Here is a 254-nt window from a genome sequence, read left to right as displayed (position 1 = left end):
TCTTCCATGGTGTTGAAGAAAATCGGAGCAATTTTACTACCAATACATACACCACCAGCACGTTTGTTAGGGATGAAAGGAATGTCATCTCCCATGTGCCATAGTACTGAGTTGGTTGCAGACTTACGGCTTGAACCGGTACCCACGACATCACCAACATACGCAAGAGGGAAGCCTTGCGCTTTTAGTTCGTTGATTTTAGTGATTGGGCCGATTTCGCCGTCATCATCTGGTGTGATGCCATCACGAGCCAT

1 protein-coding gene is annotated in these 254 nt (G+C 46.9%); it reads right to left on the bottom strand.

The window, feature by feature from the left end; all coding sequences use genetic code 11:
• The coding region (locus tag A3773_RS17295; RefSeq protein ID WP_156473576.1) for a hypothetical protein at window positions 1–254 on the bottom strand (254 nt) is incomplete at both ends.

The organism is Neptuniibacter pectenicola, assembly GCF_001597735.1.
Lineage (GTDB): Bacteria > Pseudomonadota > Gammaproteobacteria > Pseudomonadales > Balneatricaceae > Neptuniibacter > Neptuniibacter pectenicola.
Note: the sequence above shows the minus strand (reverse complement) of the source record. Positions and strands in the feature narration are given on the sequence as shown.